Source organism: Erythrobacter longus (genome assembly GCF_000715015.1).
Lineage (GTDB): Bacteria > Pseudomonadota > Alphaproteobacteria > Sphingomonadales > Sphingomonadaceae > Erythrobacter > Erythrobacter longus.
This window is the reverse complement of sequence record NZ_JMIW01000002.1, coordinates 57,569-76,206: the sequence shown is the minus strand read 5'-3', so window position 1 is coordinate 76,206 and position 18,638 is coordinate 57,569. Positions and strand designations below refer to the sequence as shown.

The 18,638-nt window shown below is 56.5% G+C and carries 18 protein-coding genes; 4 read left to right on the top strand and 14 right to left on the bottom strand.

The genetic code is table 11. The features are described 5' to 3' along the window. Window positions 1-57 precede the first annotated feature (57 nt). Window positions 58-1,185: an RcnB family protein gene (locus EH31_RS17950; protein ID WP_081853265.1), complete on the bottom strand. Its 1,128-nt coding sequence runs from the start codon at window positions 1,183-1,185 to the stop codon at window positions 58-60. 212 nt (window positions 1,186-1,397) lie between these two features. On the opposite strand from EH31_RS17950, the gene EH31_RS06275 reads away from it, so the two are divergent. After that, a complete protein-coding gene (locus EH31_RS06275) occupies window positions 1,398-1,982 on the top strand; it encodes a PNPOx family protein (protein WP_034959223.1) in 585 nt (194 codons plus the stop codon). Between the two features lie 45 nt (window positions 1,983-2,027). On the opposite strand, the gene EH31_RS06270 is transcribed toward EH31_RS06275, so the two are convergent. Further along, complete coding sequence (locus EH31_RS06270; protein ID WP_034959222.1) at window positions 2,028-2,543, bottom strand: hypothetical protein; 516 nt, start codon at window positions 2,541-2,543, stop codon at window positions 2,028-2,030. A gap of 43 nt (window positions 2,544-2,586) precedes the next feature. Then, entirely contained in the window at window positions 2,587-3,834 is a 1,248-nt protein-coding gene (locus EH31_RS06265; protein WP_206742015.1) for a GGDEF domain-containing protein, read from the bottom strand. A 228-nt stretch (window positions 3,835-4,062) separates the two neighbouring features. Here EH31_RS06265 and EH31_RS06260 point away from each other — a divergent pair, with 228 nt between their 5' ends. Then, window positions 4,063-4,431 carry a helix-turn-helix domain-containing protein gene (locus EH31_RS06260; protein WP_051699025.1) on the top strand — a complete coding sequence of 123 codons (369 nt, stop codon included), beginning with the start codon at window positions 4,063-4,065 and terminating at the stop codon, window positions 4,429-4,431. Between the two features lie 163 nt (window positions 4,432-4,594). On the opposite strand, the gene EH31_RS06255 is transcribed toward EH31_RS06260, so the two are convergent. Then, a complete protein-coding gene (locus EH31_RS06255) occupies window positions 4,595-4,909 on the bottom strand; it encodes a hypothetical protein (protein WP_206742014.1) in 315 nt (104 codons plus the stop codon). Between the two features lie 570 nt (window positions 4,910-5,479). Further along, window positions 5,480-7,153 (bottom strand): energy-dependent translational throttle protein EttA, encoded by a 1,674-nt coding sequence (gene ettA, locus EH31_RS06245; protein WP_034959218.1) that lies wholly within the window; start codon window positions 7,151-7,153, stop codon window positions 5,480-5,482. A gap of 248 nt (window positions 7,154-7,401) precedes the next feature. On the opposite strand from ettA, the gene EH31_RS06240 reads away from it, so the two are divergent. After that, on the top strand, window positions 7,402-8,610 hold the full coding sequence (locus EH31_RS06240; RefSeq protein WP_051699024.1) for a GGDEF domain-containing protein: 1,209 nt from the start codon (window positions 7,402-7,404) through the stop codon (window positions 8,608-8,610). 206 nt (window positions 8,611-8,816) lie between these two features. After that, window positions 8,817-10,073: a GGDEF domain-containing protein gene (locus tag EH31_RS06235; RefSeq protein WP_034959217.1), complete on the top strand. Its 1,257-nt coding sequence runs from the start codon at window positions 8,817-8,819 to the stop codon at window positions 10,071-10,073. Between the two features lie 154 nt (window positions 10,074-10,227). On the opposite strand, the gene EH31_RS06230 is transcribed toward EH31_RS06235, so the two are convergent. The 9 genes from EH31_RS06230 to EH31_RS06190 all read right to left on the bottom strand — a co-directional run bounded on the left by EH31_RS06230 (window position 10,228) and on the right by EH31_RS06190 (window position 18,634). After that, a complete protein-coding gene (locus EH31_RS06230; protein ID WP_152553487.1) occupies window positions 10,228-10,488 on the bottom strand; it encodes a hypothetical protein in 261 nt (86 codons plus the stop codon). 30 nt (window positions 10,489-10,518) lie between these two features. Beyond that, window positions 10,519-10,959, bottom strand: coding sequence for a chemotaxis protein CheW (locus EH31_RS06225; RefSeq protein WP_034959214.1), 441 nt, complete (start codon window positions 10,957-10,959; stop codon window positions 10,519-10,521). Between the two features lie 38 nt (window positions 10,960-10,997). Then, window positions 10,998-11,402, bottom strand: a complete 405-nt coding sequence (locus EH31_RS06220; protein WP_081853264.1) for a response regulator — start codon at window positions 11,400-11,402, stop codon at window positions 10,998-11,000. An 18-nt stretch (window positions 11,403-11,420) separates the two neighbouring features. Continuing rightward, window positions 11,421-11,996, bottom strand: coding sequence for a chemotaxis protein CheD (locus tag EH31_RS06215; protein ID WP_034959213.1), 576 nt, complete (start codon window positions 11,994-11,996; stop codon window positions 11,421-11,423). Continuing rightward, the gene (locus EH31_RS06210) at window positions 11,993-13,201 is read right to left on the bottom strand and encodes a protein-glutamate methylesterase/protein-glutamine glutaminase (RefSeq protein WP_081853263.1); all 1,209 of its coding nucleotides are present in this window, start codon (window positions 13,199-13,201) and stop codon (window positions 11,993-11,995) included. Before EH31_RS06210 ends, EH31_RS06215 begins: the two co-directional genes overlap by 4 nt. Then, window positions 13,198-14,088 carry a CheR family methyltransferase gene (locus EH31_RS06205; RefSeq protein ID WP_051699023.1) on the bottom strand — a complete coding sequence of 297 codons (891 nt, stop codon included), beginning with the start codon at window positions 14,086-14,088 and terminating at the stop codon, window positions 13,198-13,200. The genes EH31_RS06210 and EH31_RS06205 overlap by 4 nt, the downstream gene beginning before the upstream one ends. Before the next feature lie 4 nt (window positions 14,089-14,092). Then, entirely contained in the window at window positions 14,093-16,369 is a 2,277-nt protein-coding gene (locus tag EH31_RS06200; protein ID WP_034959212.1) for a chemotaxis protein CheA, read from the bottom strand. Beyond that, entirely contained in the window at window positions 16,366-16,641 is a 276-nt protein-coding gene (locus EH31_RS06195) for an STAS domain-containing protein (RefSeq protein WP_034959211.1), read from the bottom strand. The genes EH31_RS06200 and EH31_RS06195 overlap by 4 nt, the downstream gene beginning before the upstream one ends. A 73-nt stretch (window positions 16,642-16,714) precedes the next feature. Then, a complete protein-coding gene (locus EH31_RS06190) occupies window positions 16,715-18,634 on the bottom strand; it encodes a methyl-accepting chemotaxis protein (protein WP_152553486.1) in 1,920 nt (639 codons plus the stop codon). Between the last annotated feature and the right edge of the window lie 4 nt (window positions 18,635-18,638).

The window sequence follows — 18,638 nt, the reverse complement described above, 5'->3', positions numbered from 1 at the left end:
TTCGGGGGTTCTCCATCCACTTGCACCCGACTTAACTCAGGTCTTGGCTTCCGGTCATCACCAGAAGAAATCGTGGATCACATCGACCACTTCGCCGGTGTAAACATCGACCAGAACCACATCGTCATAATACCGGACCCAGCGATAGGGGCCATAGACGGGCGGAAGGCGATAGGCGAACGGGTCGTTGATCCAATACCGCTGTCCAAAGAACAGGTTATCGAGATAGAAACCTACGCTCAGACGGTTGTAGCGGTGGCCATAAAACGGCGCATGATAGCGGCCAAGGCGGAAGATATCGCGGTTTGATCCGCGCCAGTTTCTCCAGCCAAAGCGACGGTCATTGCGCCAGCCACGATTGTTCCAGCGGCGGAAGTCACTGCGACCATCGCGGTAACCCCGGCCATAAGCGAACCTGCGATCACGCCAGCCACGGTCGTTGCGATAAAAACCACGGTCGTTGCGGATGCGGCGATCATCCCTGCGATCAGCGCGCCGCTCAGAGCGGACGCCATCGCGAAAGCCCCTGCGCTCAGCGCGGTCTATCCGGCGGTTTACCCGGCCATCATTAAAGCGGCCATCACGAACCCGATCCGCGCGGCGGTCACCCTGACGCTCGATCCGATCCGCACGCCGGTCACCCCGGCGCTCCACTCGGTCTGCCCGGCGATCCGTGCGCCGATCAACCCGGTCAGCTGCGCGGTTATTGCCACGCCGGTCCAAACGGTCCGCCGTGCGGTCACCGCGCCGTTCAACCCGGTCCGCGCGCCGTTCACTGCTGCGATCGACCCGGTCGGCCCGGCGTTCACTACGACGATCTACGCGGTCCGCACGCGCGTTACGCTGCGCATTCTGGCGCGCGCGGTCACCGCGATTAACCCAGCGATCTGCGCGGTCCTGCGTTTGCGGGTCCCGGTTCGCGCGCCTTTCGGAGCGTTGTTCAGGGCGGCGTTCAGAACGCGTTGCGCGGCGCTCTTGGCGATTATCCTGCCTGTTGGCCCGGCGTTCCCCACGGTTGGCCCGGCGTTCACTGCGGCGATCCGCTCTGTCTGGCTGAAATTCGGTCGCAGCCGATGCTGACACGGCCAGCACTTCGGCTTGCGCTTCTTCAACAGGTGCAACAAAGACAAGCGTTATGGCCAAGGCCGATAGAGCGCTTCCTCGCAAGAACTGCGTTAAATCCATGAGAAATGCCTTCCAGTGTTGCCGCCCCACCACTTACGGCTTGTTGATTACGAGCCATCGAATGCCTCGTTGAAACCTGTCTAGAGCGGAAACGCTGAGCGCAAGCTTAACCACTCGTTTAGGCTCCCGTTCATGTTCGACGCCTTCAAAATGAACGACCTGAATGTGGCCGTCTTGACGAGAGCGGTCAAAGCCTCAATGGCCCCTTGTCTATGTTCGAAACACTTGACCAAGTCGAAACCGACCTCAAACAGCGCCTTGTCCGCGCGGCCAAAGATCGGCGTTCACCCATGCATGTGCCGGCTGTCGTCACAAGCGATGTGGACGTGCGCAGCATGGTCCTGCGCGAGTTTAATTCATCGGCATGGACCTTGCGCTTTCATACCGACACCCGCGCCCCCAAAGTGGCAGCGGTCGAGGCTGACCCGCGCATGGCGGTATTGTTTTATGACAAGGGTTCAAAAATCCAGATCCGCGTGAGGGGCAAAGGGCTCATCTTGCGCGATGATCCGCTTACCCAAACCGCATGGGACAACGGCACCAATTTTGCGCGGCGGTGTTACATGGGCGAGGGGCCAGGGGCGGCAAGTGATACCCCGACATCGGGCCTTCCCGCTGAGTTTGAGGGGCACGAGCCAACCGATGAACAATTGGTCCCCGCGCGCGAAAACTTCGCTGTGCTATTGGTCGAGCTGGCTGAGCTGGATTGGCTATATCTGGCGCATACCGGCCATGTCAGAGCCCAGTTTGCAAAGGATGAGGCGGGGAATTGGACGGGACGCTGGGTCTCGCCCTAGGCGCGCCACCATCTCTTAGGCCACCATCTCTTAGGCCGCCATCTCTTAGGCCGCCTTGGCAGCCGCGTTTTCTTGCGGTGAATGAGCGGGCGCAGGCAATAGCAGCACTTCTTCCCAATCGCCCGCGTCATCATCGCCTTCTGCGGCGGTTTGGTAAGGCGCCTCCTCGTCCAAATGCGTGCCCGCGCGCATAACCTTGGCAACGTGTGCAAGCACCGCTGCGTGGTCATAGCGGTCGGCCAAATGAGGGGGGCGGTGAGGGTGCACGTCGGCTGTTTCGGATGGATGGGTCACGCGCCGGGCGAACATCTTGGCTCTGAAGGCTGAGGCTTCTCTGTCCTTGCGTTCAGACACCGCAACAGGGTCAGCAAATTGTGCGAGTTGGGTGTCGAGCGTTTCTCTTGCAAACAGGCCGGACAAAGGGTCCGCTGTCTTTCGCGGGCCACGCGTCAATTGGCGCATCCCCAGCGTCGCAGCCACGCCAATCGCAACTCCAATGATCAGGATAAGGACTGGATCAACTGCGCCTAAGCTTTCCAAAATTGCCCCCTGTTCGGTCATCGCTCGTCCCCACGGTCGTTCCAACGCTCGATCTTTCGATCATCTAACCTGCGTATCTTTCGCTATTGGGCGTTAAATCATCGTTAAGGCTGATCTTTTCCGGGCTACCGCCATTTTGAGAAACGCGGTCCTGATGCTGAACGGCGCTCTTGGCGTTTGCTTGTGATGCAGATTTAGAAACCACGCTGTCGCGGCTGACGTAGTTGCGCCCGGCCTGCTTGGCGGCATAGAGCGCGCTGTCGGCTCTTGCGAAGATCCCGCGATACCCTTCGCCTTTTTCCTGCTGCGCGACACCGAAACTGGCCGTAAGCCGCACATCGAGGGATGTGTTGCCGATCTCCAGCGAGCTGGTGCGAATGCGCAAGCGTTCTGCAAGGCCTGCGGCAATGTCTTCATCCGCATTCCACACAAGGATGCAAAATTCTTCGCCGCCAACCCGGCCTGCGATATCGCTTGATCGGATCATGGCCTCGGTCATCTTGCCAAAAGCCGCAATCGCTGCGTCACCTGCGAGATGTCCCCAGATGTCATTCACCTGCTTGAAGTGGTCGATATCGCCAATCACAAGCGCGGTGTTGACGCCTTCGACATTGGCTCTTGCAAGGGCGGCCTCGACCCGGGCTTCAAACTCGCCCCTGAGCAACAGGCCAGACAAATCATCGCGCGAGGTTTTATCCTGAAGCGCGGTCACCTGATCTTTTACCGAACCGGAAATCTGCGCCAGCCCGAACAATACAGAGCCAAAGGCAAAGACCCAGTTGAACGCGAAGTAATAGACGCTTTGGCGGTAGCTTTCAGCGGCAATCGGGCCATCGAACATGAAGGATACGACCGGGCGAATGAAGAATTGCGCTGCGGTCAGAACGAGCATCACGAGCAGGAATCGCTCAACCAGATCGCGGCCCGCACCTTGCGCAAACAGCTGGGCAGTCAGCATCATCATCGCACCGCACGTCAGATTGGTGATGTAAATGTCAGCGACGATCGAATTGCCCACATTTTGCACCAGCATTAACGTCGCAAAGCCGGTGAAGGCGATCCACAATTGCGCGACAATCGGCGGCTTTACCCCGATGCGGGTGAGCACGCCCCAAGACATCGCGACCGCGGACAGAGCGTAGGGCACGTGGGTAATCGCAGGAATAGCGCGGCCCCAATGGTCAGGGCTCAAAAGCGAGATCGAAAAGCCCGAGGTCAACAGGAGCCAGCCAATGCTCAAGGCCAGATTTTCCATCCGCCCCCTGTCCCGGCTCCAGATCACAAGGAACGCGGTCGCAAAGATCAACGTCAACAATGGTGTTGAGAAAAAGAGCAGCAACTCGCGCAAATGATGAAACCCCCGGAAAATCGAAGGGCCGTGTTAGCTGTGCCTGGTTAATTTGGGGTTAGGGGAAAAGCGCATTAGGCTTGCCCGGATTCATGGAACGGCTATGATGCTTTTTTCACGGTGCAGCTACGTTATAAACGAAGGACGATCCTACCTTCGGATAAACATTCTTACGCGAGTAAGGTGCGGGTAATGCAATCGTTTTTACAGAACAGTTTTCCCGGTGCTTCATTTGAATCAGAGAAGGGCACCACACCTCTTTCAACGCTCAAGAAACGCGACGCAGCGCTCTCTGGTGCGCTTGGGCTCACCACGTGTTTAAAGCCCGAAGCGGCTTTGATGCTTGAGCTTTACGAAGCGGGCAAAGAGGGCAGAGCGGTCACGGTTTCGGTTCTGGGCCTGACAGGCGGCATCGCGCCGACCACGACTTTGCGGTATCTGGAGGCGCTCCAGAAAAAGGGCGCGGTTCGCCGGATCGCGCATAAGACCGACCACCGCATGACCTATGTTGAGCTAACCGAAAGCGCGCAGGCAGCGATGGATGCCGCGTTTGGGGGGTGAGGAGCCACTCCCGTCATCCCGGCCCCCGAGCCGGGATCCAGCTTGCTTTTTGAGGTTGTCCGCGAAGAGAAGAAGCTGGACCCCGGATCAAGTCCGGGGTGACGAGGTGGTGGGAATAAACGCTTATGCCACATCGCCGTAAGCAATATGGCAGTTGCAAGCATTATTCTTCGTCAGGCAGGTCAATGACATCGTGCACCGCGACAAGTCGGTAAGCGATAGGCTTGCCCGCACGCATTTCGACATTCACATCGACGTCGAACGCCTTCTTATAGACATTATCGTCGCCATCGGCGATTTCATGGCGGATTCGTTCTTCAGCAAGCCGAGAAGCATAAACGATTGGAAGGGGTCGCGAGTTAAGCGTTTCGATTTCGACCAATTCTCCCGAACGTTTTCCTGTCTGCGCATGACTAACATTCGTGCGAGTGAAAACCATCAAAACCCTCTTGTGATCTGCATCTTCGGTCTGATTCATTTCAGCAGTCTGCGCCAAAATATTTGCCTCGACATCACGGGCTTCGCGGGTGTCGAACTGAAAAGCGACACGGCAATCGTCGTTCTCATATACAGCTAAGCTCAGAGTGCCATTGCTGTCGTGAGCGACAGGTTGCACAGTCCGGAGAAAGTCCCCCAATTCGCTCTTCGATGCGTCAGGGAGCCGTCCACTCGGCCTTTTAAGAAATCCGATGCCCGACTTGATGTTTTTGACGAACGAAATCAGCTCGTTCGCATTCGCTATTGCAGCCAAGACCCCGCCAGCAGCTAGGCTCGCCGGAAAAAGTAAGGAACAAGTTCCGCGATTATAGAACCTTCGCGCACCTCGTGCACGAAGAACCGCGCGGTTCCTTTGGACACCCCATGCTCGCGAGCGTACTGTACCTCGAATTGATTCCCTATCCCAATGAATGCGCCAACAAAATCGCGCAACTCTATTGGGTTCTTAGTATCAATCCGAACTACGAGCCGTGGATTTTCTTCCCCCATCTGCGAACTCATGCACGAGGGGAAAGAGAATGCAAAGTGATTTTACTCTTTGAGTAGACTATCACCTAGTCAGCTTCTTATAAGCCAACCTCGTAGGCCGATCCGCTGCATCGCCCAGACGACGGCGCTTGTCTTCCTCGTAAGCCTCGAAGTTGCCCTCGAACCACTCGACGTGGGAATTGCCTTCAAACGCCAGAATATGCGTCGCCAGACGATCCAGGAAGAAGCGGTCGTGCGAGATTACCACGGCGCAGCCGGCGAAGTTTTCGATTGCGTCTTCAAGCGCGCCCAGGGTTTCGACATCAAGGTCGTTGGTAGGCTCGTCGAGCAGCAGGACGTTGCCGCCTTGCTTGAGCATTTTTGCCATGTGCACACGGTTGCGCTCACCGCCGGACAGTTTGCCGACGTTCTTTTGCTGGTCTGCGCCTTTGAAGTTGAACGCGCCCACGTAAGCTCGGGTTGACGTTTCGTGGCCGTTGACTTGCATGTAATCGAGCCCGTCGGAGATTTCCTCCCACACGTTGTTTGTCGGCGTCAAATCGTCGCGGCTTTGGTCGACATAGCCAAGGTGCACAGTCTCCCCGATTTCGATGGTGCCGCTGTCCGGCGTTTCTTGCCCCGTAATCATACGGAACAGTGTCGATTTGCCCGCACCATTGGGGCCGATCACGCCAACGATGCCGCCCGGCGGCAGCATGAAAGAAAGGTTTTCGAACAGAAGCTTATCGCCGTAAGCTTTGGAAATGTTCTTGGCCTCGATCACCTTGCCGCCAAGGCGCTCTGGCACCTGAATGACGATCTGCGCTTTACCGGGAGCCCGGCCAGCTTGCGCTTCCTGAAGCTCTTCAAACTTGCGGATACGTGCCTTTGATTTGGTCTGGCGTGCAGCAGGCGTTTGCCTGATCCATTCAAGCTCGCGCGACAGAGCCTTTTGCTTGCCGCTTTCCTCGCGGCTCTCTTGCTCCAAACGTTTGGCCTTCTTCTCGAGATAGGTCGAGTAATTGCCTTCGTAGGGGTAGTACGTGCCCCGGTCGAGTTCGAGGATCCACTCCACCACGTTATCAAGGAAGTAGCGATCGTGGGTGATCATCAGGACGGCGCCTGCATATTCCTTGAGGTGGTTTTCGAGCCACTCCACGCTTTCCGCGTCAAGGTGGTTGGTGGGTTCGTCCAACAGCAGGATTGACGGCTTCTGGATCAGCAAGCGGGTGAGGGCGACACGGCGTTTTTCACCACCGGAAAGGTTCTCGACGCTCGCATCCGAAGGTGGGCAACGCAGTGCCTCCATCGCGATTTCAAGCTGGTTGTCGAGGGTCCATCCATCAACCGCATCAATCTTTGCCTGAAGCTCGGCCATCTTGTCGCCAAGCGCGTCAAAATCCGCGTCTGGCTCTGCCATTTGGGCAGAAACAGCGTTGAATTCCTCAACCAGATCAGCGGTTTCGCGCGCGCCGTCTTTGACGTTTTCAAGAACCGTTTTGGTCGCATCAAGCTCAGGCTCCTGCGGGAGATAGCCAACGGTGATGTTTTCGCCAGCCCATGCTTCGCCCGAAAAATCGGTGTCGATCCCGGCCATGATTTTCATCAGGGTCGATTTTCCCGCGCCATTAGGGCCCACGATGCCGATTTTGGCGCCTTGGTAGAATTGCAGGTTGATGTTCGAGAGCACCGGTTTGTTCGCGCCGGGAAAACTCTTGGTCATGCCTTTCATTACGAAAGCGTATTGCGCAGCCATGGGGCGGGTCCTTTGGGTCGAAAATTTATGAAATGTCGCTTTGCCCGTCCAGATAGGCGCGAGAGCGCTTTGGGGCAAGACGGCATTGGAAACGAGGAAGCCCTGGCTCCGGAAAAAATGCGAGCTTGCCAAAGGCCGGGCGCATCCCGCGAAGAAAACACGGCATGGATCGCCGTTTAAGGGGTTCTTCGAAAGGGAGAATTAACCTTATCTGCGTAGCGACAGGCGTTCGGGAGACGTTCGAACCGATGCAAGCTCAAATCCTTGGAATGCTGACCCCCATGATGGCGTTGCTCTTTGCAGCGACCTTTGCGGTGTTCTGGAAGCTTGGGGGAATGAGGCGCCATGTGCTTGGGTTTGCGATCGGCTATTTCCTGTTCGCGATCGGCTTTCTTGCAGCGCATTTCCTTCCAGCCGATGCGTTCTACCTTTTTCACACGACCCAGTTTTTCTACAGCCTTGGCACGATCGTTTCGATTGCTTCGGCGTGCGAGCGGGTTGGCCAGCGCGTGCATATTCCCACCATGGTGGGAATCTATGCGATTAGCGCCTTCGTCCTCGCTTTGGCTGTGAGCATTACCCCGGAGGTCGGGCCAAGACTGATCATCGTGAACACTGCTTATGGCGCGATGAACATTATGGGACTGGCCATACTGTTGATGGCAAGGCGCCGCGAGCTTGCCGATTACGCGATCATTGCCGTGGTTGCCTTGCAAGCGGTTGATTACCTCGTTCGTCCCAACCTGACCTTGATGTTTGAACAGTCCATACACGAGACAGCTTATCGCGATTCCATCTATTATTCGCTTATCGGTCTGGTGCTGGGTGTGAAATCGGTTGGCTCTGCGATGGTTTTGATCGGCGCAACGATTGCAGAATTGACCAAAACCTTGCGCGAAACCAGCGAGCAGGACCCATTGACCGGCCTTCGCAACCGCGCTGCGTTCGAACAATCCATGCAAACCCTGCTTCCCAAGGCGCACACTGAAGCTGTTCCGATTAGTCTCGTGATTGCCGATATCGACCACTTCAAGCAGGTTAACGACATATGGGGGCACCAGGCCGGTGATCGTGCGATCGCAAGCTTCGGCGGGCTCATCAGTGAAATGGTGCGCGGATGTGATACCGCAGCAAGGGTTGGCGGCGAAGAGTTCTGCATTGCGGTTTGGAATTGCCCCAATGAACCCGCAGAACGCCTCGCCGAACGCATCAGACAGGCCTTTGCTCAGCTCTCTCACGAGGGCCTGAGCGCTGACATTCGCCTGACTGCGAGTTTCGGGGTCGCAACCGCTTCGTTTGGCGAAACCTACGAACAGATATTTGCGCGCGCTGATGGGGCTCTTTACAAGGCCAAAGGAGGCGGGCGTAACCGGGTGCAAAATGCTGAGCGCACATCCTGCAATATACCCAAGCCAGTCGATCAAGAACCAGATCAACGCGGTTTGCGAAGCGCTTGAGTGGGGTGGAGGCTGGCAAACGGGTTAGAGGCTGGCAAATCAGCCGTTTTGGCAATCGTAATACCGCCGTTTTGAAAGCTGCTGTTTCGAACCGCGATAAAGAGTCTTAAACTCCGCTCAAAATGCGCCAAGTACGAAGCCTGTAACTGCATCAAAGAGGCCTTTAACCAATCCCTGCGATAGTATGGCGATTGGTAAAGAGTGCGATGCAAACAGCGATCCTGACATTCATCACGCCGGTCATTTCGATGATCTTCACTTTCGTGTTTCTGGCACTTTGGTGGAATGATCGTGGGCAAAGACCTGTGCTTGCGTTTGCCGCCTGCTTTGGGTTTTTGGCAATCGGCGTGTCGATCAATATCTGGCTTTTGCAGGCCATGAATTCTGCACTTGGCTATGTTGCATATCATGTCGTTTCAATGGGAGCGATGTTGTCTTTGCTATGGGGTATTGCAAAGCGCGCCGAGGTGAAGGTTCCGATTGGTTTTTTCGCCGCCACAATGGTTCCGGTGTGTTTCTTGATCTGGCTATCAATGGAGCTTGGTCAGAAAGACGCGATGCGCCTTGTGCAAAACACCCATTCAGCGGCGGCCTTTTTGCTGATCGCGATGAGCCTGTTCTACGGAACGAGACGAAACCTCGCTGACACTGCTTTAATGTGGGTGATCGTAACGCTGAGTGTCTTTGCCTTCGTCAAACCATCGCTCACTTTTCTGGTCCTGTCTGCGCCTATGGAACAGGATGCGGCCATGGCTGTCTTAAGCGCTTTTCACATACTTTTCCTGGCGACCTTGTTGACCCTTATCGCCCTGTGCCTGATTGCTTCGATCATCACCGACCGGTTGGAGCAAACCAAAGAGGTCGCGGCGCAGGATGCCTTGACCGGGCTTCCAACGCGCGGCGCATTTGAATTGCTGGCAAGGCAAATGCTGGCACGCGCCGCATCTGAACGCATCCTGGTCAGCCTGATCGTGGGAGACATCGACCACTTCAAACGGATCAACGACACATTTGGTCACACGGCTGGCGACCGGGTCATCACCCGGTTTGGGGAATTGATCGGCGAACGGATCAGGCCCGGAGACGCTGCGGGGAGGATCGGCGGCGAAGAGTTTTGCGTCGTTGCTTGGAATTGTTCAGAGGAGGGGGCCTACGCTCTGGCGGACCGTTTGCGAACCGGGTTCGAGCGCGCCAAGCACCCGGACCTTCCCGATGGGGAAAAGGTGTCGGCCAGCTTTGGCGTTGCAGAGTTTCGCCCCGGATCCGACTACACGCAGACTTTCAAACGCGCGGATGAGGCACTTTACCGCGCCAAAAGAGGCGGCAGGAACCGCGTGGTGGGCGATACATTCGACCATCTTACTGGCGAGCCTGATTGTGATGAAACCGGCGGACCCGCCCCGAAGGCTAGCAGCGCCCAGGTCGTCCGCCTATCGGATAGACAGGCATCGTGCCCGTCTTGAGGCCTGCATCCCTTAGAGCCGCGCGTCCCTGATCTAGTCCCCCGTCCTGACCCTAGCTGAATGCCACATACACAAAAGGGGCCACGGCGAAATGCACCTTGGCCCCTTGCGAGTTTTTAAGTGATCTTAAGACGGCTTTTTGAAAAGAGAGCCCTCAACCAACCTGGCGCAATTGGTCGCGCAGCTCGCTTAAAGTGACGTCATCGGCTGCGGCCAATCGATCTTCGGCCGAAATGACATTGGCCAGCTGCACCAGTTCCTGGCTCCACCGGTCAAGGCTTTGCAGGCTGGTCAGATGACGCTGGGCAACCTCGGGATCAACCACGAGTTCAGCGCCCAGGTTCTCGACCTGAGTTGCCATCACCCTTAGAGACGAAGCGGCAGCTTTGAGAAGGTCACAGGTCGAAGGTGTCATAAAGGCAGGCCCGATGTTGTCTTGTTATGTTTAAGCGGCAAGTTCTATCTCGTCGGCTGCCATGAGCTTCTTGAGATCGAGCACCATCACCATCTGATCATCGAGCGGTGCGATCCCTGCAAGGAAATGGGTCACGGTATCGTTCGATCCGGCATCGGGCTGCTGCATGCTTTCTTGAGCAATGGATACGATGTCATTGACGTCGTGCACGATCAGGCCGCGCGATTGACCCTCGTGTTCAACCACGACAATCGGGTTACGCGGAGTGGTCTCTGTTGCAGGCCAACCCAGGCGAATTGAAAGGTCAACAACCGGCAGGACCGTGCCGCGCAGGTTGACGACGCCTGCCACATGGTCTGGCACACGCGGCAAACGCGTTACAGGCGACCATGCGCGGATTTCCCGGATAGTCATGATGTCGATGCCAAACAGCTGATTGGCGATACCAAAAGTGATCAATTCATAGGACATGGCAAGGTCGCTCCAAAAGACTTAAGCGAGTGAGGTATTCAGTGCGCAACACGGCGCAGGGCGGCCGTGAGCTTGGCGGCGTCAAACGGTTTGACGATCCACCCGGTCGCACCCGCATTCTTTGCCCGCATCTTTTTTTCGTCCGAACTTTCCGTAGTCAGGACAAGGATCGGACGTTCTGCGTGAAGGGCGCTTTCGCGAAGCTTCTCGATCAAGCCAAATCCATCAAGACGCGGCATGTTGATGTCGGTCAGCACCACATCAACTTCATTGGTCGCAAGCCATTCAAGCGCTTCCTGACCGTCTTCGGCCTGCTCTACTTCAAATCCGCTCGATGTCAGCGCCGCGCGCAGCAGTGCGCGCATGCTGGCGCTGTCATCGACTGTCAGGACCCTGACTTGCGATGATGACGCATCTTGCGCTGATGGCTGATTTGTTTCCATTACGTGCTCCTTTGATCTTTAGAATAGGTCGACATCACCAAGCTGCCCTTGCGAGCCGCCCCGTGGATTATCCTTAGTGAGGTTGATTGGTTTGATGCTTGGTACGGCTTCACCAACGACGGTGCGCGCGCGCACAAGCCCGTTCACAGGGCTGAATTCGATGCGCCTTGCATTGCTGCCCTCAAGGTCTTCGAACACAGTTTGTATGGCTTCGTCGCGCAAGAACTGGCGCGCGAATGCCGCGTTTTCGGACCCGATACGGCTAAGGCCGGCGGACATATTTGCGCCGCCATAAAGACGCGCTTTCATCCGCCGCTTGTCAGCCCCCAGTTTGAGCATTTCATTGATCAAAAGCTCCATCAGATAGAGCCCATAAGACCCATCCGAACACGCAACGCTTTGATCGAGCGGCTTTGCCAGAAGATAGTGGTTCATGCCCCCCACGCGGGCAATGGGGTCGTACAGGCATGTGGCAACACAGCTGCCCAGAACAGTCGACATGATCACCCGTTCATCAGCGCTAGCCCGCGCTTCGCCTTGCATGATGGTCTGCCTGACTGTGCGTACGGTTGATGTCGTGGAAGTCGCTATCATGAATGAATTCCTCCGCTAGCGCTCAAATGTCTCTCAGCTTGCCCCAAGCCGATTGGCCTTGCGCGGGTAGGGGGCTGAGCAGAGGATGCAATTTTTGAAGCCATATCGGAGGCACCAGAAAGGCGCCCTGGTGCCGGGTGATTTGCGAAGATTTCGGCGGTGATTTTGCCAAGAGGCAAGACCGCCTTGGCTGCCCCCAATGCTATGGCAGCGCGCGGCATGCCGAACACCACGCAGGACGATTGATCTTGCGCGATCGTATAGGCGCCTGAGCGAGCCATAGACAAAAGCCCTCTCGCACCGTCCTCGCCCATACCGGTCAAGATTACGCCGAGTGCTTGCTCGTCCGCGATTTTGGCGACCGATTCAAATAGTCTGTCGACACTTGGCCTGTGACCCGTTTCCAGATCGCCCTGTCGCAGCACACAGCGAAATCCTTGCGATCCTGCACGCGCCACTTCGAGATGTTTTTGATCTCCCGGCGCAAGATAAACATTGCCAGGCCGCAGCAGCATATCGCTTTCAGCGAGTGCAACATTTGGTGCAGCGATTTTGTCGAGGCTTTGCGCAATCGCTGGCGCGAATGTCGCGTTCACGTGCTGAACAATAAGCGTTGGCGGGCAATCGGCTGGAAAGTCGGCGAGCAGTGAATGCAGCGCCTCAACTCCTCCGGTCGAAGATCCAATGGCGATCAATGCGGGCGGTGTGGTCGACCTTTGCTCTGCCGGTGTTGGCGCAGGCGATATGCGGGGTGCAGAGCTGTGCGCAGGCTCATCTGTTCTGGACCCGCCTGTTCTGGGTTTTGGCATAACGACGCGGGCCGCCTCGCGCACAAGTCGGGCCAATTCGCCGCCATCATCGTCCCGGATTGAGCGTTCGCGTGTCGATTTGGCATAACAATTGACCGCTCCCAATTGCAGCGCGCGGGCGGTTGCCTGTGTGCCGGCTCTGGTTGAACCCGATACAATAATGACAGGGGTGGGGCGTAAGGCCATGATTTTGCCAAGAAACGATAATCCATCCATTCCCGGCATTTCGATGTCGAGCGTGACAACATCAGGATCAAGCTGCTTGATCAGCTGGCGCGCCTCTGAGGCATCGCTTGCGCCTGCGATGACTTCGATATCGGCCTCGTCATTGAGCTTGCGCGATATCAAGGCGCGCATCATGGCCGAATCATCGACAACAAGAACGCGAATAGTCATCCTTCAATCCTCTGGTAAATTGTTGCGCCAACAGGCTTGAGCAGACGCGCACCCTCTCCGGAAACGCGCTCGGAATGGCCGATGTAGAGATACCCCCCAACCTTGAGCTGGCGCGCAAAACGCAAGACCAGTTCGGCCTTGGTCGGCTCATCAAAATAGATCATGACATTGCGGCAGAAGATGACATCAAACAGTGCATCGAAGGGCCATGCACGCAGCAGGTTGAGCTGGCGGTAACGGATCAATTGGGTGATTTCCCTGGCAATGGTGACGCTGTTGGTGGGGTCGCCCGGGATGGGATCGCACCACGCCTTGCGAAGAGTGTCAGGCAGTTTGCTGACCGCTGCGCCATCATATGTTGCCGCTTGCGCTGCGTTCACCGCATGGGGGGCCAGATCGCTGGCCAGCACAAGCAGGTTGCCTCTTGCGATGGCTTTGCCCTTCGCCTTATCCTCGCCCAGCAAGAACATCATAAGCGTGTGAATTTCCTCACCACTTGACGATCCCGCAGACCAGATACGCACCTTGTCCTTTGACTGGCTGCGCGCGATCAAATCGGGGCGTACGACATCTGAGAAGTGCTCAAAATGGTGCGGTTCGCGGTTGAAATAGGTGTGATTGGTCGTGAGCGCGGCGATCACGCGTTTGCGGTGCGCAACGTCGCGGTCGACCACGTTGAGGTACTCGGTAAAGGTCTGCAGGCCGCTTTCACGCACCAGCGGGGCCAGCCGCGAATAAGCCAGCATCTTCTTCTTTGAGCTCAGAATGATGCCCGCCTCGGCCTTCACCAAAGCAGCAATCCTGGCAAAATCAGCTTCTTTGTAGAGCTGCGGGCTGATGCCGGGCACGACTGATCCGTCCGCTGGTCTGCTGAGCGCCTGTTCCATCACATCACGCCGCAATGGCTAATGAGGAGGGGGAGACAGCGGCGCGGACCATATGATCGACATCGACGATCAATGATACCTGACCATTGCCAAGGATTGTTGCCCCTGCGACCCCGTCAACGGTGCGGAAATTGGCATCAAGGCTTTTGATGACAAATTGGCGTTGATCGGTGATCAGATCGACCATCAAGGCTGCCTGACCGTGTCCTTCGGTCTCGACCAGAACCACCACGCCCTTGCATGGATCATCAATCCAACCCTTTGCACCAGTGACCGCGCCAAGCGAGATTACCGGCACAAATCGGCCCCGGACATTGAGCATGGTTCGCTGTGTCCCCACGCCTTTAAGATCTTCTGGGGAAGGGCGCAGGCTTTCGATCACATGGGTGAGCGGCACTACGAGCGACAGATCGCCAGACTGGACGATCATTCCATCAGAGATGGCCAGTGTGAGTGGAAGCGCGAGGCTAAAGGTGGTGCCTTCGCCTTCGACCGATTCAATCGTGATCCTGCCGCCCAGATCGCGAACATTGGATTTCACCACATCCATACCAACGCCGCGTCCTGAAACACTGGTCACTTCGGCTGCGGTCGAAAAGCCAGGTGCAAAAATCAGCTGGCAGATTTCATCATCGGAAAGGTTGGCGTCTTCTGAAACGATGCCGTTCTCGATCGCCTTGGCGAGCACTTTTTCCCGGTTGATCCCGCGCCCGTCATCCTTGATGTGAATGACCACGCGGCCCGCTTTTTGCTCAGCTGCCAGTGTGAGCGTGCCTTCCGGGTTTTTTCCAGCAGCCTTGCGGTCTTCTGGCCCTTCGATCCCGTGATCTACCGCATTGCGGATAAGGTGGGTCATCGGTTCGGAAAGCCGTTCAATCACGGTTTTGTCGAGCTCGGTTCCCTCACCAAACACCTCAAGCTTTACGTGTTTGCCAGTGTTGCTGCCCAGTTCACGAAGCAAGCGCGGGACACGCCCAAAAACCGAGCTTATCGGTTGGGCGCGAAAGGCCATGGCGTGCTCCTGAATATCGCGAATAAGCGTATCAAGCAGCCCAAGCTCTTCGATATGTGCGAAGTTTTCATTCTCAAGCCGCTGCGCCAACATCGCCTGTGCGATCACAAGCTCGCCTACGCCGTCGATGAGGCGGTCGAGCTTTGCAAGATCGATCCGCACGCTTTGTGTGGCGGGATTTGAATTGGCCGAATTTGAAGTGGCAGCTGGCTGGGGCTTGGATTCTTGTGCCTGACCCTCGGAGTTGGTTTCAGCTTTGTCGGGAGCGACAGCGGAGGCCGCAGGAGGCGCAATTCCGGCTCCGGTTGAAGCGGGTGAAGCGGTTGAAGCGGGTGAAGCCTCCGGCGCCGGGGCAGCTGTGCGAATATCTTTTGCCTTATCAACCGGCGCATTTGTCGCTGGCTCAGCCTTTGAAGCCTCCTTTGCCGCATTGGACCGTGCTGCCGGCGTATCGGCACGCAGCTTGAGCGGCGGCAAGGGATCATTGTCATACGAAAGGCCGCAGTCTTCGCCTGCAAAATCGAAAATCTCTGCGACATCCTCGCGGGCAACTGAACCCGGCATCCGGAAGGTCCAGGCAAAGTACCCTTGATCGGTGTCGAACCCGTCCAGACCAGGGATATCGGCTTGTCCACACGCTTCGCAAATACCGCCAAGGCTGGCGAGTTCGCGCAGCCACAACAATGGCTCTCCGCCATTATCAAGGGCTGCTGCGTGAGGGCGCAGGTGCACCAGCCAGCTTGGCGCCTCGTCCTCAGCTTGTGGCTCAGACGTTGCACCAGCATCGCCGGTCAGATCATCAAGAAGAGCATCAAGGTCAAGGTCAAGGTCAAGGTCATCGCCAATGCTGTCGCCAGTGATTTCGCCAGTGCTTGTCTCGATGGTTTCAACGCCGCCAGATCGCGCCGCTTCGAGTTTTTCCATCAGGGCTGTGTCATCGGGGATATCCCCTGAACCGCGCGCAGCCTCGACATGATTGCGCAGCAAATCACACGCCAGCAAAAGCAGGTCGGTCAATTGCGGGGTGAGCGCGACCTTGTCTTCGCGGATGTCGCCCAGAAGGTTTTCAAAACAGTGGGTGTAAGATGCAAGCGCGGTATGACCGAATGCACCTGCCCCCCCTTTGATCGAGTGAACACCGCGAAAAATCGCATTGATCGTTTCACTGTCATGCGTGCCTGCCTTGCAAGCATCCAGCCCCATCTCTGTGGCTTCAAGCGCTTCTTCGCATTCAACGAAGAAAATTTGCTGAATATCGTCGTCGTTCATTTTGCACCCGCGTCTGTAATATCGGCACCCAAAGTGCCCTGAAGTCCAGCAAGAGAAATCGCTTTGAGGAAAGGTTCGCTGGGGGAATTCAGAGCAATTCCGCCCTCTGTTTCGGCAGCCGAAACAAGCAATTGAAGCATGGATTGACCAACCCGCTCCACGCCGCTTGCATCAATCGCGACTTTGGCATCGCCGATCGACCCGATCAGCTCGGGGTAAACCGATCGAGCCGCAGCGCGGTCGCAAATGGCAGGAAGAATTACTGTGTTCATCGTATCCTCCGAACTGGGCAGGTTCCATGAGCGGATGACCTGCTGCATCTTTTAAAGGGGCGGGGTGGACGAGTTAGAACTCGCTCCAATCCTGATCATCCAGGGTTTCGTTTGGCTGTTGATCGAGTGCCAGACTGCCGTTGAAAGCCGGGGCTGGCGCTGATGGTGGGTTTGCAGGCTTTGGCACTGGCAGCTTTGTTAGGGGAGCAGCCTTTGGAGGGGCCTTTATTGCAGGCGCTTGAAATGCCGGTGCCTGAGGCGATGATTGCACCGATAGGCGAGGTTCTCCTGCGCTGGCAGTGCGGAACTGCGACACCATCTGCTGCAGGCGTCCCGCTTCATCCGAGAGTGACCGGGCCGCCGCCGTTGATTCCTCAACCATCGCGGCATTGCGCTGGGTCATCTGATCCATCGCATCCACCGAGGAGTTGATCTGTTCAATGCTCGTCGCCTGCGTGACCGCCATCGACGCGATGTTGTCAATTTCACCGGCCATTGAGCTGATTTTCTCAAGAATACCCTCGAGCAGCGAACCCGTCTCGCCGACAAGCGTAACCCCTTCACTGACCTGAGTGGTGCTGGTGGAGATCAGGCTCTTGATGTCATTTGCTGCTTCCGCACTGCGCTGGGCAAGGGCGCGCACTTCGTTTGCGACCACAGCAAAACCTTTGCCCGCATCTCCGGCACGGGCCGCTTCCACCCCGGCGTTCAAGGCAAGCAGGTTTGTCTGGAAGGCTATCCCTTCGATCACATCGATGATCTGGGTGATCTCCTCGCTTGATTTTTCAATCGAAGCCATCGCATCGACCGCCTTGGTCACAACCTGGCCGCCATCGCTGACCTGTTCATGCGTCTTTTTCATCGCCGTTTGAGCAGAGCCTGCATTGGTGGCGGTCTTGCGCACAAGCTCGGTCACCTGACGCATGGATGCAGCCGTTTCCTCAAGGCTTGCTGCCTGTTGCTCATTGCGGGTGGCAAGATCATCGGACGCCGCGCGGATTTCATCTGATCCCATATTAACACTGCGGGCTGAGCCACGCACATCGTCAATGATGCGCGAAAGTTGTTGGATTGAGATGTTATACGCGTCGCGAAGTTTGGCCTGTTCACCTTTCAGCGTATCATCAATCCGGTGGGACAAATCGCCCGCAGCAAGCCGGTTGAGCGCCTCTGACAGCGTTTCGACCACTTCCTTTTGTTCTTTCGAACGAAGCTTGTCGGACTTGATCGCTGTTCGGAAGGTTTCAATCGAGCGGGTCATAGCGCCAATTTCATCATCGCGGTGCCTGGTGGTTTGACCGTAGTCGGTGTCACCGCCAGCCAGTTTTTCCATCGTCGTGGCTGTATCAGCCAACGGCACGAGCACCTTGCGTGAAAGCACGTTCAATGCTGCAATCAACGCCCCGATAAGAAGTAGAATGATGACCGCAAGCACGCCGAGGGTTATTGTGACCGTGCTATTATTGCTCGCTTCAACTTGTGCTTGTTTATCAGCTGTTTTTTCGATCAGGCTATCGATCTTCGAGCGGTGGGCGCGGTAAATCCGGAGCAGATTCTCCAAAGCCTTGCCAGTGGTGGCTGCGTCGCCGCGCAAAACCGCCGGTTTCAGCGTATCGTTCACCACGTTCCAAAATTCTGCGGCATCGGTGTTCGCTGCCTGCGCAAGGTCAGCCTTTAAACCATCGTCAAGGTCGCTTTGAGCCCAGTATTGTGCGTGCTCGCGATATTGTGCTTCGAGATCAGCCAGACGCTTGTCATTAATATCATAGCTTTCCGGGTGCACGCCCATAACATTCGCCAATGCGAACGCTTCGACCAGATAGGCGGGCGGTGGGCTGATGTCGGCGTTGAACTCATGCATTTGCGTCTTGGCGCGATCCAACTCACCGCCGATGCGAATGGTGTTTAATCCTACAAGGCCGACAATCGCCGAAAGGAACAGCAGCGCGACCAGACCCATTGCGCCCAGTTTCGACATGCGAGCAATTTTCATCTTA

Excerpts from the sequence above, each read along its gene's own strand:
- EH31_RS17950 (WP_081853265.1), bottom strand. The coding sequence starts at position 1,185 with ATGGATTTAACGCAGTTCTTGCGAGGAAGCGCTCTATCGGCCTTGGCC.
- EH31_RS06275 (WP_034959223.1), top strand. The coding sequence starts at position 1,398 with ATGTTCGAAACACTTGACCAAGTCGAAACCGACCTCAAACAGCGCCTT.
- EH31_RS06270 (WP_034959222.1), bottom strand. The coding sequence starts at position 2,543 with ATGACCGAACAGGGGGCAATTTTGGAAAGCTTAGGCGCAGTTGATCCA.
- EH31_RS06260 (WP_051699025.1), top strand. The coding sequence starts at position 4,063 with ATGCAATCGTTTTTACAGAACAGTTTTCCCGGTGCTTCATTTGAATCA.
- EH31_RS06255 (WP_206742014.1), bottom strand. The coding sequence starts at position 4,909 with ATGAATCAGACCGAAGATGCAGATCACAAGAGGGTTTTGATGGTTTTC.
- ettA (WP_034959218.1), bottom strand. The coding sequence starts at position 7,153 with ATGGCTGCGCAATACGCTTTCGTAATGAAAGGCATGACCAAGAGTTTT.
- EH31_RS06240 (WP_051699024.1), top strand. The coding sequence starts at position 7,402 with ATGCAAGCTCAAATCCTTGGAATGCTGACCCCCATGATGGCGTTGCTC.
- EH31_RS06235 (WP_034959217.1), top strand. The coding sequence starts at position 8,817 with ATGCAAACAGCGATCCTGACATTCATCACGCCGGTCATTTCGATGATC.
- EH31_RS06230 (WP_152553487.1), bottom strand. The coding sequence starts at position 10,488 with ATGACACCTTCGACCTGTGACCTTCTCAAAGCTGCCGCTTCGTCTCTA.
- EH31_RS06225 (WP_034959214.1), bottom strand. The coding sequence starts at position 10,959 with ATGTCCTATGAATTGATCACTTTTGGTATCGCCAATCAGCTGTTTGGC.
- EH31_RS06220 (WP_081853264.1), bottom strand. The coding sequence starts at position 11,402 with ATGGAAACAAATCAGCCATCAGCGCAAGATGCGTCATCATCGCAAGTC.
- EH31_RS06215 (WP_034959213.1), bottom strand. The coding sequence starts at position 11,996 with ATGATAGCGACTTCCACGACATCAACCGTACGCACAGTCAGGCAGACC.
- EH31_RS06210 (WP_081853263.1), bottom strand. The coding sequence starts at position 13,201 with ATGACTATTCGCGTTCTTGTTGTCGATGATTCGGCCATGATGCGCGCC.
- EH31_RS06205 (WP_051699023.1), bottom strand. The coding sequence starts at position 14,088 with ATGGAACAGGCGCTCAGCAGACCAGCGGACGGATCAGTCGTGCCCGGC.
- EH31_RS06200 (WP_034959212.1), bottom strand. The coding sequence starts at position 16,369 with ATGAACGACGACGATATTCAGCAAATTTTCTTCGTTGAATGCGAAGAA.
- EH31_RS06195 (WP_034959211.1), bottom strand. The coding sequence starts at position 16,641 with ATGAACACAGTAATTCTTCCTGCCATTTGCGACCGCGCTGCGGCTCGA.
- EH31_RS06190 (WP_152553486.1), bottom strand. The coding sequence starts at position 18,634 with ATGAAAATTGCTCGCATGTCGAAACTGGGCGCAATGGGTCTGGTCGCG.